The 15,105-nt window shown below is 62.3% G+C and carries 11 protein-coding genes and 4 tRNA genes; 11 read left to right on the plus strand and 4 right to left on the minus strand.

The features are described 5' to 3' along the window. The first annotated feature begins 49 nt into the window (after positions 1–49). The 4 genes from HU752_RS05235 to thiO are packed head-to-tail and all read left to right on the plus strand — an operon-like array spanning position 50 to position 5,172. Complete coding sequence (locus tag HU752_RS05235; RefSeq protein WP_186682706.1) at positions 50–490, plus strand: pilus assembly PilX family protein; 441 nt, start codon at positions 50–52, stop codon at positions 488–490. After that, positions 477–3,608: a pilus assembly protein gene (locus tag HU752_RS05240; RefSeq protein WP_186682708.1), complete on the plus strand. Its 3,132-nt coding sequence runs from the start codon at positions 477–479 to the stop codon at positions 3,606–3,608. The genes HU752_RS05235 and HU752_RS05240 overlap by 14 nt, the downstream gene beginning before the upstream one ends. A gap of 12 nt (positions 3,609–3,620) precedes the next feature. Then, complete coding sequence (locus tag HU752_RS05245) at positions 3,621–4,019, plus strand: type IV pilin protein (RefSeq protein ID WP_186682710.1); 399 nt, start codon at positions 3,621–3,623, stop codon at positions 4,017–4,019. A 49-nt stretch (positions 4,020–4,068) separates the two neighbouring features. After that, the gene (thiO, locus tag HU752_RS05250) at positions 4,069–5,172 is read left to right on the plus strand and encodes a glycine oxidase ThiO (protein WP_186682712.1); all 1,104 of its coding nucleotides are present in this window, start codon (positions 4,069–4,071) and stop codon (positions 5,170–5,172) included. A gap of 130 nt (positions 5,173–5,302) precedes the next feature. Here the strand turns inward: thiO and HU752_RS05255 are convergent, their stop codons facing one another. From HU752_RS05255 to HU752_RS05270, 4 genes are all read right to left on the minus strand, one after another. Next, positions 5,303–6,646: a sigma-54-dependent transcriptional regulator gene (locus tag HU752_RS05255; protein WP_186682715.1), complete on the minus strand. Its 1,344-nt coding sequence runs from the start codon at positions 6,644–6,646 to the stop codon at positions 5,303–5,305. Between the two features lie 2 nt (positions 6,647–6,648). Next, a complete protein-coding gene (locus HU752_RS05260; protein ID WP_186682717.1) occupies positions 6,649–8,238 on the minus strand; it encodes a sensor histidine kinase in 1,590 nt (529 codons plus the stop codon). Next, on the minus strand, positions 8,228–8,461 hold the full coding sequence (locus HU752_RS05265) for a PP0621 family protein (protein ID WP_186682719.1): 234 nt from the start codon (positions 8,459–8,461) through the stop codon (positions 8,228–8,230). Before HU752_RS05265 ends, HU752_RS05260 begins: the two co-directional genes overlap by 11 nt. Positions 8,462–8,594: 133 nt before the next feature. Then, positions 8,595–9,611 (minus strand): outer membrane protein assembly factor BamD, encoded by a 1,017-nt coding sequence (locus tag HU752_RS05270; protein WP_186682721.1) that lies wholly within the window; start codon positions 9,609–9,611, stop codon positions 8,595–8,597. 150 nt (positions 9,612–9,761) lie between these two features. On the opposite strand from HU752_RS05270, the gene rluD reads away from it, so the two are divergent. The 7 genes from rluD (at position 9,762) to HU752_RS05305 (ending at position 14,867) form a co-directional block, all read left to right on the plus strand. Then, positions 9,762–10,724 (plus strand): 23S rRNA pseudouridine(1911/1915/1917) synthase RluD, encoded by a 963-nt coding sequence (rluD, locus tag HU752_RS05275; protein ID WP_186682723.1) that lies wholly within the window; start codon positions 9,762–9,764, stop codon positions 10,722–10,724. Further along, a complete protein-coding gene (pgeF, locus tag HU752_RS05280) occupies positions 10,721–11,446 on the plus strand; it encodes a peptidoglycan editing factor PgeF (protein WP_186682725.1) in 726 nt (241 codons plus the stop codon). Before rluD ends, pgeF begins: the two co-directional genes overlap by 4 nt. Positions 11,447–11,576: 130 nt before the next feature. Further along, complete coding sequence (clpB, locus tag HU752_RS05285) at positions 11,577–14,141, plus strand: ATP-dependent chaperone ClpB (protein WP_186682727.1); 2,565 nt, start codon at positions 11,577–11,579, stop codon at positions 14,139–14,141. 313 nt (positions 14,142–14,454) lie between these two features. Beyond that, positions 14,455–14,530: transfer RNA gene (locus tag HU752_RS05290), tRNA-Asn, on the plus strand. A gap of 9 nt (positions 14,531–14,539) precedes the next feature. Beyond that, positions 14,540–14,616: transfer RNA gene (locus tag HU752_RS05295), tRNA-Pro, on the plus strand. A 5-nt stretch (positions 14,617–14,621) separates the two neighbouring features. Beyond that, positions 14,622–14,697 (plus strand) — tRNA-Lys (locus HU752_RS05300). Between the two features lie 93 nt (positions 14,698–14,790). Then, a tRNA-Pro gene (locus HU752_RS05305) sits at positions 14,791–14,867 on the plus strand. Positions 14,868–15,105 lie beyond the last annotated feature (238 nt).

Here is a 15,105-nt window from a genome sequence, read left to right on the forward strand (position 1 = left end):
TCCATCAAGGCAGGGGCAGTCCGGTTTGGGCCATAAGCAGCAGGAAGGCATGGCCTTGCTGGTCAGCCTGGTCTTTCTTTTGCTGCTGACCTTGATCGGCATTTCCTCGATGCAAAGCGCAACGTTGCAGGAGAAAATGGCGGGCAGCGTGACCTTGCGCAACACCTCTTTTCAGACCGCCGAGGCCGCCTTGCGGATGGGGGAGAATGCGGTTCAACAGAGCAACTATTCGCTGGCGGTCTGTACCACCACCGTGCGATGTGCGCCGCCGCCCGAGTCCGCGACCCTGGTGTCCGCTCAGACGGATTCCTCATCGGGAGTGATCTGGATCGCGGCAGGGGGCGGATTCTATGGCGTGCAGAATATCGGTACGTCCCTGACGGCGGTCAATGTGCCGAGCAATACCTCGGCCACCTTGTACCGGGTGACCGCAGTCGCCATCTCGGGCAATTCGCGTACGGTTCTGGAGAGCATCTATGCCAAGTACTAGGCCACGCGAAAGTTGGCTCCGCCGTTGCCTGGGCGGCGTGACCGGGGCAGTGCTCGGACTGTATCTCGCGGTACCGGCCTTCGCCTTCACGCCTGCGGACGCGCCCCTCTTGAGCGCGGCGGCCGTCGCCCCCAATGTCATGCTGCTGGTCGACGATTCCGGCAGCATGAACAGTATCATCTGGGCCACCGACTTCGACCCCGGCGCGAGCTGGGGGAGTGTCGCGAACTGCAACTCGGACTTTCTCTGCCTGGGGGCGCAAACGCTGGATGCAGCCGATACCAACATCTTCGTCGGCAATCTCTATCGTGGTGGCTGCTCACTGAGTGGCAACTGGTATGGTTTCTACAGGGGGCTTCTCCAGGCACCTGTCTGCCTGCGCCTGCCTGATCCGGTGGGGGGCGGCAACACCCGTTATTCGACGGCCTACCTGGCCTATCTGCTGAGAAAGGCCAACGGGGTGAACACCGACTTCACCACGGGTACGCTGGTTCCCAACGACTATCGCATCAACGTTGCGCGGGAAGTCTCCAAGACGCTGGTGACGCAGAACCGCTCGCTACGTATAGGCCTGGCGACTTTCAATCCGCCGTCCTACTACGATCCCGGTCCTGGTGGCTATATTGTCCGTTCGGTCGCCGACCTGTCGCCGGTCAGCGGTTCCGTGACCCAGACCCAGGCGAACACCAACTACAACTCACTGATCAGTTCCATCAATGGCCTGAGTGCCATTGCCAACACGCCATTGGCGGAAACCTACTACGAGATCACCCGCTACTTTCGAGGCATGGCGCCTTACTACAATACCTCGCCGAGCACCTACACCAGCCCCATCCAGTACCGCTGCCAGAAGAACTATGGCGTGGTCATAACCGACGGGTTGCCGACCTACGATCGAACGTTCCCGTCGAACGACCCCCTGGCCCAGGGGGCCAGCAAGCTGCCCAACTGGGATGGAAAAAACAATGACGGGAACAACCCCACCGGAGGGGACAACGAGGGCGATAGCCTTTACCTCGACGATATCGCCAAGTTCGCCTACGACATTGACATGCGTTCATCCGGAACCGACGCGGCGGGCAAGAGTTGGGACAACGCCGATTTTCCGAAACAGAACATGAGTACCTACACGGTTGGATTCACGGCGGCCAACCAGATGCTCTCCGATGCCGCCAGCTATGGGCAGGGCAAGTACTACCAGGCGATCGACAGCGCCGGATTGAACACGGCACTCTCCGCCGCTTTCAGTGACATCACCTCCAAGGCGGGCTCCGGGGGTGGTGGTTCGGCCATCTCGGGCACCGCGTCCACGAGCGCCAGCTACTTCCAGACCGGCTACGACCCGCTGGATTGGCGCGGTACGATCAGGTCTTACGGTTTCAATACCAACGGCACGGTCAATACCGCCGCGTTGAACTGGAGCACCGACAACACCATCAGGCCCAGCTCGACCGCGCCCCTCTATCAATCATGGAATACCACGAGCAATGCGGTGGTCGCTCTGGCGTTCAACAACTTCTCCACGACACAACGGACCGCGCTCAACCAGAACCTGCCCACCGGGATCGTCGGCAACGACCTTGTCGAGTGGAGCAAGGGCACCGGCAAGACCGGGCTGAAAACGCGTACAGTGCTGCTCGGCGACATCATCAACTCGCCGTTGGTGGTGGCCTTGCCGACGGAGCAGACGGCTTCCGACCTGGTGGGCGATAGCAGTTACAGCACCTACCTGAACACCAAGGCCTCCGGGATGAACAGCAGCCTGGTGGTCAACGGCAACGACGGTTTCATGAGTGTGATCAATGCGAGCACCGGTGCGCGGGTCTATGCCTACATGCCCAGTAGCGTGCTGCCGTCGTTGCACTTCATTGCCGATCCGGCCTATATCAACGGCACCAGCCACAAGTTCCTCAACGATGGCCAGGTTGGTGTATACGATGCTCAGTTCAACAACAGCGCCTGGAAAACCGTGGCACTGGGCGGAGTAGGGGCAGGCGGCAAGGCATTCTTTGCCGTCCAGCTTTTCGATGCCACGCTGGGGAACGTCTATAACGCCCTCTGGGAACTGAGGGCTCCCGACGCCGCCGATACCAGCAATCCGTTGAACGATATCGGCTACGCCTACGCCAAGCCCGAGGTTGCGCGGCTGCCCGATGGTCGCTGGGCGGCATTCATCGCCAATGGCTACGGCAGCAACTCCGGAGTGGCGGCGCTGTACATCGTCGATATCCGGGACGGTTCGCTGATCAGGAAGATCGTGGTCGACAGTACCGAAACCACCAATGGCCTGTCTTCGGTCAAGCTGAAAGTGAATGCCCAGAACGTGGTACAGGCGGCCTATGGCGGCGACCTCAAGGGGCGGATGTGGAAGTTCGACCTGAGCTCCACCACCATCAACAGCTGGGGGCTGGCCTTTGCGGGGTCGCCCCTGTTCACCGCTCCCGGTGGTACCACCCAGCCCATCACTGCGCAGCCGTTGCTGATCGATCATCCGCTCAACGGCAAGATGGTGTTTTTCGGTACCGGGAAATTCAACGAGACTTCAGACAAGTTGAGCAAGGATCTGCAGGCTTTCTACGGGGTATGGGATGCCGATGGCGGGGCAGGCAGGATCACCGTCAGCAGCCTGGTGGCGCAGTCGATCACTGGCGTGTTCACTTCCAATGGTGTCCAGTTCATCACCACCAGCGAAAACCCGGTGGTGTACCCGGCACAAAGCGGTTGGTACCTGCCCTTGATCTACAACAATGTCGCCACGGGGGAGCGGGTGATCTACCCGGCGCGCACGACCCTGGGGCGGATCATTTTCACCACCGCCGCGGTCGATACCACCGACCCCTGTGCCAGCTTCGGTACCGGTCGGGTGGTCGAGCTGGACGCGTTCACCGGGAAAATGCTCAGTTATGCCGTGCTCGACACCAACGGCGATGGTGTTGTCGACAGCAATGACCTGCGTTCGAGTGGTTTCAACTTCTCTGCCATCCCGAATCTGACCGGTATCATGGGGGGGACGGGCACCCAGACTAAAATTTTCAGTGACTCCAGCGGTGGCACCACGTCCATGGCCGAAAAGGGCGGTGGTGGCAGCCGGCGGATCATGTGGCGACAAATCCAATAGGGAAGACCGTGTATGAAGCAGGTAGCCAAAGGCTTCACCTTGATCGAACTCATGATTGTCGTGGCCATTGTCGGTATTCTTGCGGCGGTGGCGTATCCCAGTTATATCGAGTACTCGAAGCGTACCCACCGCACGGAGATTGCCGGATTGCTTTCGGAGCAGGCGCAGAATCTGGAGCGTTACTATTCGAGGAACGGCTTTTACTCCAATGCCAGTGTCTCCACCGGGAACGCTTACTACTCCATCGCCGCTACCTTGAACGCTCAGGATTTCACCCTGGCGGCGACGGCGGCGGCGGGCTCGATGATGGTGGGCGACAAGTGTGGGGGGTTCACCATTACCCAGACGGGTGCACGCAGCAACCCGGGCGCCAGCTCAGGTGTGACGACAAAGGACTGTTGGGGGCGCTGACTTTTTTCAGGAGTGGCTGAGCACGCTCCCTACAGGTTTGGATCGACAGATGAGCAGGCAGCAACAAGTGATAATCGTGGGGGGCGGCGTGATTGGCTTGTTGACCGCCTTCAATCTGGCGGCGCATGTCGAGCGAGTGACCCTGATCGATCGTGCAGGCCTGGGCCGGGAGTCCTCCTGGGCCGGGGGCGGGATCGTCTCGCCGCTGTATCCATGGCGCTACAGTGCCGCCGTCACGGCGCTGGCGCACTGGTCGCAGGATTTTTATCCACAGCTGGGCGAGCGCCTGTTCGCCAGCACCGGTGTCGACCCGGAAGTCCATGTCACCGGCCTTTACTGGCTGGATCTCGATGACGAGGCTCAAGCCCTGGCGTGGGCCCAGCGCGAGCAGCGCCCGCTGAGCCGCGTGGACATCTCGGCAGTTCGTGATGCGGTCCCGGTAATGGGCGATGGCTACTCCCGGGCGATCCACATGGCGCATGTCGCCAACGTGCGTAACCCGAGGCTGGTGAAGTCGCTCAAGGCGGCCCTGCAGGCGCTGCCCAATGTCACGATCCACGAGCAGTGCGAAGTTGGCGACTTCATTCGCGAGGGGGCGAAAGTGGTCGGTGTACACACATCGGCGGGTGAGCTGCGCGCCGATCAGGTCGTGCTGGCCGCCGGTGCCTGGAGTGGCGAGCTGCTGAAGAGCCTCGCGCTGGAACTGCCGGTCGAACCGGTCAAGGGCCAGATGATCCTCTACAAGTGTGCGGCCGACTTCCTGCCGAGCATGATCCTGGCCAAGGGCCGTTACGCGATCCCGCGGCGCGACGGGCATATCCTGATTGGCAGTACCCTGGAACACGAAGGTTTCGACAAGACGCCGACCCTGCCTGCACTGGACAGCCTCAAGGCGTCGGCGGTGGAGTTGATTCCGGCGCTGGCGGGTGTCGAGCCGGTCGCCCACTGGGCCGGGTTGCGCCCAGGTTCGCCGGAGGGGATTCCCTTCATCGGGCCGGTTCCGGGGTTCGAGGGGCTTTGGCTCAACTGTGGTCACTATCGCAATGGCTTGGTGCTTGCGCCAGCGTCCTGCCAGCTGTTTGCCGACCTGTTGCTGGGACGTGAGCCGATCATCGATCCGGCGCCTTACGCGCCTGCCGGACGCCTTCAGTAGGAGCCGGCTTGCTGGCGATCGCGACCAGACACTCATCCAAGGCCCGGGCTCTTCATTGGTTTTTAGGGCCTCATCGCCAGCAAGCCGGCTCCCACAAGGCAGGTGCCAGGTGGAGAGTGAGTGGGGGCGCTCAGTCCAGCCCCAGCTTCTTCAGGCGATAGCGCATCGAGCGGAATGACAGGCTCAGCCGCTGGGCCGCCGCCGTACGGTTCCAGCGTGTCTCCTCCAGGGCCTGGAGGATCAGCTTGCGCTCGATGCTCTCCAGGTAGTCCTCCAGGTTGTCGATCTGCGCCAGGCTCGGTTCACCTGCTTCGGCCGTCTTGCATGGCGTTTCTGCCAGGCGCAGGTCACTGGCTTCGATCTGGTCGTTTTCACACAGGGTATAGGCCCGCTCGAGCATGTTCTCCAGTTCCCGCACGTTTCCGGGAAAGCGGTAGCCCTTGAGGGTGTCCAGGGCCTGTGGGTGCAGCCTGGCCGCGGGTTGTCCGCTGCTGGCCGCCAGGCGCTTGAGCACATGGGTTGCCAGCGGCTCGATATCATCCCGGCGCTCACGCAAGGCCGGCACGCGCAGTTCGATGACATTCAGCCGGTAATACAGATCCTGGCGAAAGCGTTCGGCACTGACTTCGGCGTTGAGGTCCTTGTGGGTGGCGCAGAGGATGCGCACGTCCACCACTTCCTCCTGTTGCCCGCCCACGCTGCGCACGGCCTTTTCCTGGATCGCCCGCAGCAGCTTGACCTGCATGGCCAGCGGCAGATCGGCCACTTCGTCGAGAAACAGGGTACCGCCGTTGGCGGCCTGGAACAGTCCGGGCTTGTCCTCGACCGCGCCACTGAAGCTGCCCTTGCGGTGGCCGAAAAACTCGCTCTCCATCAGTTCCGAGGGGATCGCGCCGCAGTTGACCGGCACGAACGGCCGCTCGGCACGCGGGCCCTGCTCGTGGATCAGGCGTGCCACCAGTTCCTTGCCACTCCCCGACTCGCCGCTGATGTACACCGGTGCCTGGCTGCGGGCCAGCTTGTCGACCTGCTTGCGCAGCGCGCGCATCGGCAGTGAGTCGCCGAGCAGGCGCGTGTCGATGGTCGCCGGTTTCTGTCCGGCCACTGGCAGCCGCAGGGCGCTGGCGACCAGTTCGCGCAAGCGGGCCAGATCCACCGGTTTGGTGAGAAAGTCGAAGGCGCCTGACTTGAGTGCGTTGATCGCGGTATCGAGGCTGCCGTAGGCCGTGATCATCGCCACTGGCACCTGGGGATGGCGCTGTTGGATGTGCTGGACCAGTTCCAGGCCGGTGCCGTCCGGCAGGCGCATGTCCGTCAGGCACAGGTCGAAGTCGTCCCGGGCGAGCTTGTCGCGGGCTTCACCGACATTGCGGGCGCTCTGGGTATCGAGTTTCATCCGGCCTAGAGTTATTTCCAGGAGTTCGCGGATATCCGGTTCATCATCGACGATCAGGATCTTTTGCCGTGGGCTCATGTTCAACTCTGTTTGCGTATGTGAGCGAAGGTGATGCGAAAGCAACTGCCGCCTTGGCGCCTTGAATAGTCTAGGCGGGCCTGGTTGCTTTCACATAACTCGCGGGACAGGTACAGGCCCAGGCCCGTACCCTGGCTTTCGGTGGTGAAGAAAGGCTCGAACAGATGCTGCAGCTGCTCCGGTGCGACGCCGGGGCCATTGTCCAGGATCTCCAGCGTCGGCAGGTCATTCCTGTGCTCGCGCGACAGTGTCAGCCAGACCTCGGCCTGCTCATGTAGCTGGGCGCTGTAGCGCAGGCCGTTTTCCAGCAGGTTGTTCAGCACCTGGCTCATCTGTTGCGGGTCGGCGTGGGTTTTCAGCCAGTCGTACTCTATCCGCAGATGCAGTTGCTGGTTGGGGGCAGCTCTCTCGCGCCAATCCCGGACAAAGGCTTGCAGCCAGGGGCTCAGGTCAAGCACCTGGGGCTCGGCCTGGCGTCGTCGCGACAGCTGCAGCACGTTCTCGATCACCAGATTCATGCGCTTGGACTGGTCCTGGATGATTTGCGTGAGACGCCGATCGGGACCGTGCAGTTCCTCCGACTCCAGCAGCAACTGGGCGGCATGGCTGATGGCGCCCAGTGGGTTGCGGATCTCGTGGGCGATCCCGGCGGTCAGCCGGCCCAGTGCGGCGAGCTTGAGTTGTTGGGCCTGTTGGGCGATTTTCGACTGATCTTCGAGGAAAACCAGTGTCTGCTGTCGTTCGCCGCGTTGCAGGGCGATGAAGCTGGGCTGCAGGACGGTGCTGCTGCCGGCGACTTTCAGGCTTTGCGGGCGCAGTGTCGGGTTGCTTTGCCACAGCCGCAGGCTGGCGATCAGCTCGGGAGAATGGTTCTCGAGCAGTCGTCCGAGCAGGTGCTCCTGGCCCAGCAGCGTCAGGACGCTCTGGTTGGCCAGTTGCACGCGGTGCTCGGCGTCCAGCACCAGGATGCCGGTGTGCATGCGTTGCAGGATCAGGGCGTTGAGCTTTTCCAGCTTGGTCACGTCGCTGGCGCGCTGCTCGGCCAGGGTCTCGCTGACGTCCAGCAGGCGGGTCAGCCCCTGAACCAGGAACGAGGCGGCAAAGCACAGAACGCCGAGCAGCCCGGCCTGGACATAGTAGTTGGCGGCCGCCGGGCGGCTGAAGCTCAGGTAGAAGGTCAGGTAGATGATGCCGCTGGCCGAAATGGCTGCAATCAGCAGACCCATACGGCTGCGCAGCAGCACGTTGCTGATGGCGACCGAAGCGATCAGCAGGTTGCCGATACCGCTCGGCGGGCCACCGGCCGCATAGAACAGGCCGGACAGCATCACCGCATCGGCCAGCGCGAGGCTGAAGACCTGGGCCTGGCGCCTGGGGTTCTCCAGCAGCACCACCACCAGGATGTTCAGGATCAGGTAGATCCAGCTGCCGGTGCGAAACAGCTCGCCGTCGGTCAGCTCCAGCAACTTGTCGTCCAGCCGGCTGGAAATCAGCAGGACCAGGGCGATGCCGATGCTCAAGCGATAGAGGTTATAGAGTCGCAGCAGGCGCTGCGCCTGGGCTCCACCGAGACTGAAGGTCTCAGTGGGCACGTGGGCCCTGACCTTGCTCGAGGTGGGCCTGGCTGCAGTACCACTGTTGCTGCTGGCTCAGGGCCCGGTCACGGGGCAGGTGCACGCCACAATGGGCACAGCGCACCATGGGCGCGGCATTCGGCTCGTCGCTGGGGTGGCTGGCGGTTTCGGCTCGCTTGAACTTGCGCCAGAACCATACGGCAGCGGCGATCAGGGCAATCCAGAACAGTAGACGAACCATGGCAGTACGCTTTTTGACGAATAATCCGGCAGTTTAGCCAAGCTCTTGGCGTGAGCCCAGTGCAATCGCGGTTGCCTGGTCCCAAGGCAAAAAAAAGAGCCCCGAGAGGCTCTTTTTTGCAGGCAACCCTGACTCAGTCGAACAGACCAAAGGTCATGTAGCTGAACCACGAACGGTCGCTGTTGTTGCCAGTGGCTTCATGCTGCTCTTCCTGGGCAGCATCGCCCTCGGTCGGCTTCAGGTCGGCCGGGATTGCGTCCTTGGCATCCTGGAACTGTTTCATCACGTCCTGGTTGGCGCGGGTTTCTCCCGGCGGCAGTGGTGGACGCGACTCGATCAGGCCGAGAGTGGCCTTGCTCAGCCAGGAGCGGTTGTCCGCCTCGGCAACGCGTGGCACGAACTGGCCATCGACCAGGCTCGGGTGGTTCGGGTAGTTGGCTTTCAGCACTTCCAGGCTGCTGGCGGCCAGTTCGTCCAGGTGCAGGCGCTGGTACGACTCGACCATCACCGCCAGGCCGTCGCCGACCGAAGGGGTTTCCTGGAAGTTTTCCACCACATAGCGGCCACGGTTGGCGGCGGCGACGTAGGCCTGGCGGGTCAGGTAGTAGTCGGCCACGTGGATTTCGTAGGCCGCCAACAGGTTGCGCAGGTAGATCATGCGCTGCTTGGCGTCCGGCGCGTAGCGGCTGTTCGGGTAGCGGCTGGTCAGCTGGGCGAACTCGTTGTAGGAGTCGCGGGCGGCACCCGGGTCACGCTTGGTCATGTCCAGCGGCAGGAAGCGCGCCAGCAGGCCGACGTCCTGGTCGAACGAGGTCAGGCCCTTGAGGTAGTAGGCGTAGTCCACGTTCGGGTGTTGTGGGTGCAGGCGAATGAAGCGCTCGGCGGCGGACTTGGCGGCTTCCGGCTCGGAGTTCTTGTAGTTGGCGTAGATCAGCTCGAGCTGTGCCTGGTCGGCATAGCGTCCGAACGGATAACGCGACTCCAGGGCCTTGAGCTTGGCGGTGGCGGCGGTATAGCTGTTGTTGTCCAGGTCGGCCTGTGCCTGCTGGTACAGCTCCACTTCGCTCAGGTTTTCGTCAACGACTTCCTTCGACGAGCAAGCAGCGGTCAGTGCGAGGATGGCGATCAGCAGCAGGTGTTTCACTTGCATGGCGGCTTGCGTCCCTATGACGGCCGCTGTCTTGGGCGGTGCCGTCCTGTTATGATGAACGCCCCGTTGAAAGCCTCGGGGCAAAAGACGCCGTATTTAACCACAAGCGCGCAGCCGAAACCAAAGGCTGTGCCGACGCCCAGTCCGAGCATGTCCGATAAAATTGAACTTCGCGCAGAGGTGCCGTCCGAACTGGGCGGTCAACGCCTCGATCAAGTCGCCGCCCAACTGTTTACCGAGCACTCGCGCTCGCGCCTATCCACCTGGATCAAGGACGGCCGCCTGACGGTGGATGGCGCGGTGATCCGCCCGCGCGATATCGTCCATGGCGGCTCCGTTCTCGAGCTGACCGCCGAGCAGGAGGCCCAGGGCGAGTGGGTGGCCCAGGACATCGAGCTCGATATCGTCTATGAAGATGACGATATCCTGGTCATCAACAAGCCGGCAGGCCTGGTGGTGCACCCGGCGGCCGGGCATGCCGACGGCACGCTGCTCAACGCCCTGCTGCACCACGTGCCGGACATCATCAACGTGCCCCGCGCCGGTATCGTGCACCGGCTGGACAAGGACACCACCGGCCTGATGGTGGTGGCCAAGACCATCCAGGCGCAGACCCAACTGGTCGCCCAACTGCAGAGCCGGACCGTCAGCCGCATCTATGAATGCATCGTGATCGGCGTGGTCACCGCCGGCGGCAAGATCAACGCGCCGATCGGCCGGCACGGCCAGCAGCGCCAGCGCATGGCCGTGATGGAAGGCGGCAAGCCGGCTGTCAGCCATTACCGGGTACTCGAGCGTTTCCGCTCCCATACCCATGTCCGGGTCAAGCTGGAAACCGGGCGGACCCACCAGATCCGCGTGCACATGTCGCACATCAACTTCCCGTTGGTCGGCGATCCTGTCTATGCCGGCCGTTTCCGCATTCCGCCGGCCGCCAGCGCGACCATGGTCGAATCGCTGAAGAACTTCCCGCGCCAGGCCCTGCACGCGCGTTTCCTGGAACTTGACCATCCGACCACCGGCAAGCGCATGAGCTGGGAGTCGCCGTTGCCGGACGATTTCGTCTGGTTGCTGTCGCTGCTCAAGCAGGACCGCGAGGCGTTCGTCGGGTGAACGATTTCCTGATTCCGGACTGGCCTGCGCCGGCGCGGGTCAGGACCTGCGTGACCACTCGGGCGGGCGGCGTCAGCCAGGCGCCGTTTGACAGCCTGAACCTGGGCGACCATGTCGAGGACGACCCGGCCGCGGTCGCGGAAAACCGCCGACGCCTCAATTCCACCTTCTCCATCCGTCCGGCCTGGTTGCGCCAGGTGCATGGCGTGGTGGTGGTCGAGGCTGATCCCGGGGTGACTGCCGAGGCCGACGGCAGTTGGACGATGACGCCGGGAGTGGCCTGTACGGCGATGACCGCCGATTGTCTTCCCGCCCTGTTCTGCGATCGTGCCGGTACCCGTGTGGCGGCCGCCCATGCCGGCTGGCGTGGCCTGGCAGCCGGTGTGCTGGAGGCAGCGGTCGACAGCCTCGGTGTGGCGCCTTCGGAAATACTGGTCTGGCTTGGCCCGGCGATCGGTCCCCAGGCTTTCGAGGTCGGCGCGGAAGTGCGCGAGGCCTTTATCGCCACACATCCGGAAACCGTCGAGGCCTTCGTCCCGAGCCGCAACGCCGGGCGTTTCATGGCCGATATCTATGCCCTGGCACGCCTGCGCCTGGCCGCACGGGGAATCACCGCGGTCCATGGCGGCGGCTTCTGCACGGTGTCCGACCCGCGCTTCTATTCCTACCGGCGCAGTCCGCGCACCGGTCGTTTTGCCTCCCTGATCTGGCTGGCCGACTAGACTTTCCTGACCTGCGTCAATCGCCCGACGCTTGAAACTCCCAGAATCGCCCGTATCTATAGGTGCATCTGGCAGGCTTCTCTATTCAGGTGTGTCCATCGCTCCGGCCTGCTCAAAAGGAAGGTGACTAATGCGTATAGACCGATTAACCAGCAAGTTGCAGTTGGCCTTGTCCGATGCCCAATCCCTGGCCGTTGGCCTGGATCATCCGGCCATCGAACCGACCCACCTGCTGCAGGCGTTGCTGGAACAGCAGGGTGGTTCGATCAAGCCCCTGTTGATGCAGGTTGGCTTCGAGGTCAACAGCCTGCGCAAGGAGTTGAGCAAGGAGCTCGACAAACTGCCGAAAATCCAGAATCCCACCGGCGACGTCAATATGTCGCAGGACCTGGCGCGCCTGTTGAACCAGGCCGACCGCCTGGCCCAGCAGAAGGGCGACCAATTCATCTCCAGCGAGCTGGTGCTGCTCGCCGCCATGGACGAGAACAGCAAGCTCGGCAAATTGCTGCTGGGCCAGGGCGTGAGCAAAAAGGCCCTGGAGAACGCGATCAACAACCTGCGCGGTGGCGCGGCGGTCAATGACGCCAACGTCGAGGAATCGCGCCAGGCCCTGGACAAGTACACCGTCGACCTGACCAAGCGTGCCGAGGACGGCAAGCTCGACCCGGTGATTGGTCGTGACGACGAGATTCGCCGCACGATCCAGGTGCTGCAACGGCGAACCAAGAACAACCCGGTGCTCATCGGCGAGCCTGGCGTGGGCAAGACTGCCATTGCCGAGGGCCTGGCCCAGCGCATCATCAATGGCGAGGTGCCCGATGGTCTCAAGGGCAAGCGCCTGCTGTCGCTGGACATGGGTGCGCTGATCGCCGGGGCCAAGTACCGCGGCGAGTTCGAGGAGCGCCTCAAGGCACTGCTCAATGAGCTGTCGAAGCAGGAAGGGCAGATCATCCTGTTCATAGACGAACTGCACACCATGGTCGGCGCCGGCAAGGGCGAGGGCTCGATGGATGCGGGCAACATGCTCAAGCCGGCCCTGGCGCGTGGCGAGCTGCATTGCGTCGGCGCGACCACCCTCAACGAGTACCGTCAATATATAGAGAAGGACGCCGCGCTCGAGCGTCGCTTCCAGAAGGTGCTGGTGGATGAGCCGAGCGAGGAGGACACCATTGCCATCCTGCGCGGCCTGAAGGAACGTTATGAGGTGCACCATAAGGTGGCGATCACCGATGGCGCGATCATCGCGGCGGCCAAGCTCAGCCACCGCTACATCACCGACCGGCAGTTGCCGGACAAGGCCATCGACCTGATCGATGAGGCCGCCAGCCGCATCCGCATGGAAATCGACTCCAAGCCGGAAGTGCTCGACCGCCTGGAGCGGCGCCTGATCCAGCTCAAGGTCGAGGCCCAGGCCCTGAAGAAGGAGGACGACGAGGCGGCGATCAAGCGTCTGGACAAGCTCCAGGAAGACATCGCCCGGCTGGAGCGTGAGTATTCCGACCTGGAAGACGTCTGGACCTCGGAAAAGGCCGAGGTGCAGGGCTCTGCACAGATCCAGCAGAAAATCGAACAGTCGCGCCAGGAACTGGAGGCGGCACGCCGCAAAGGCGACCTCAACCGCATGGCCGAGCTGCAGTACGGGGTGATCCCGGACCTGGAGCGCAGTCTGCAGATGGTCGACCAGCATGGCCACAGCGAGAACCAGCTGCTGCGCAGCAAGGTCACCGAGGAAGAGATTGCCGAGGTGGTGTCGAAGTGGACCGGTATTCCGGTGTCGAAGATGCTCGAAGGCGAGCGCGAGAAGCTGCTGAAGATGGAGAGCCTGTTGCACCAGCGCGTCATCGGCCAGAGCGAGGCCGTGGTCGCGGTGGCCAACGCGGTACGGCGCTCTCGTGCCGGCTTGTCCGACCCGAATCGCCCGAGCGGCTCGTTCATGTTCCTCGGTCCGACCGGGGTGGGCAAGACCGAGCTGTGCAAGGCCCTGGCCGAATTCCTGTTCGACACCGAGGAGGCCATGGTGCGGATCGACATGTCCGAGTTCATGGAGAAACACTCCGTGGCTCGCCTGATCGGTGCGCCTCCGGGCTATGTCGGTTATGAAGAGGGCGGCTACCTGACCGAGGCCGTGCGTCGCAAGCCGTATTCGGTGATCCTGCTGGACGAGGTCGAGAAGGCGCATCCGGACGTGTTCAACATCCTGCTGCAAGTGCTGGAGGATGGCCGCCTGACCGACAGCCACGGCCGTACGGTGGACTTCCGCAACACCGTGGTGGTGATGACCTCGAACCTCGGTTCGATGCAGATCCAGGAACTGGTGGGTGATCGCGAGGCGCAGCGGGCGGCAGTCATGGATGCCCTGGGCAGCCACTTCCGGCCGGAGTTCATCAACCGGGTCGATGAAGTAGTGATCTTCGAGCCGCTGGCCCGTGACCAGATCGCCGGTATCACCGAGATCCAACTGGGTCGCCTGCGTGGTCGCCTGGCCGAGCGCGAGCTGACGCTGACGTTGAGCGACGAGGCGTTGGACAAGCTGATCGCCGTGGGTTACGACCCGGTCTATGGCGCACGGCCGCTGAAGCGGGCGATCCAGCGCTGGATCGAGAACCCGTTGGCCCAGCTGATCCTGTCGGGGCGATTCGTGCCGGGGACCAGCATCACCGGGCGGGTGGAGAACGACGAGATCGTCTTTGCCTGAGTGATTGCGGCACTGAAAGGAAAGGGGCCTCGCATCGCGAGGCCTTTTTTTTCGCCAAGGCGTTGAAATCAATGAAAAAGGCTTGTAAAGTGCGCCCCGCAACACAGTCATCCCCGGAACTTCCCCGCAAAGGGAATTCCAGAAAAAAGATTGCAAATTCAGTGTCTTGAAAGCAATTTAGGGGTTGACAGAGAGTTAAAAGGTTGTAAAATGACGCGCCTCAGAGACGCAAACGCAGAAATGCGAAAGCGGCGAAGGGTAAGCTTCCAGAGATGGAGGCGAAGCGTTAAAGTTGTAGCTTGAAATGTGTCGTTCCGTGATAGCTCAGTCGGTAGAGCAAATGACTGTTAATCATTGGGTCCCAGGTTCGAGTCCTGGTCACGGAGCCAATTTCAAACCGGGGTATAGCGCAGTCCGGTAGCGCGCCTGCTTTGGGAGCAGGATGTCAGGAGTTCGAATCCCCTTACCCCGACCATATTTGGGTCGTTAGCTCAGTTGGTAGAGCAGTTGGCTTTTAACCAATTGGTCGTAGGTTCGAATCCTACACGACCCACCATTTTTGAGACCAGTTCGCTGGAATCGAATCTTAAGATCAGAGGCCAAAAGCGCTGATCGCAGAAGGCGCCTCTTGAAGGTGCCTTTTTTTTACCGGGGTATAGCGCAGTCCGGTAGCGCGCCTGCTTTGGGAGCAGGATGTCAGGAGTTCGAATCCCCTTACCCCGACCATATTCAGAAAAAAGCACCCGCAAGGGTGCTTTTTTTTGCCTGCGTATTCCATCCTGAATAGGGTTTGCAGCTTCTGGGGTTTCTCAGGAGAACTGTCCTGAATAACTTCTCCCAGCTAACTGACAGGTAAATCCCACTATGGCGCGCAAGCCCCATGTGGTGAGCAGGCTTGCCTGCGCTGGGGTGCAAAGCGCCCCCAAAGCCTGCGCGCGCCGAATGCCGGGCCTATCGTATTCGC

This window comes from Pseudomonas vanderleydeniana (assembly GCF_014268755.2).
Classification (GTDB): Bacteria; Pseudomonadota; Gammaproteobacteria; order Pseudomonadales; family Pseudomonadaceae; genus Aquipseudomonas; species Aquipseudomonas vanderleydeniana.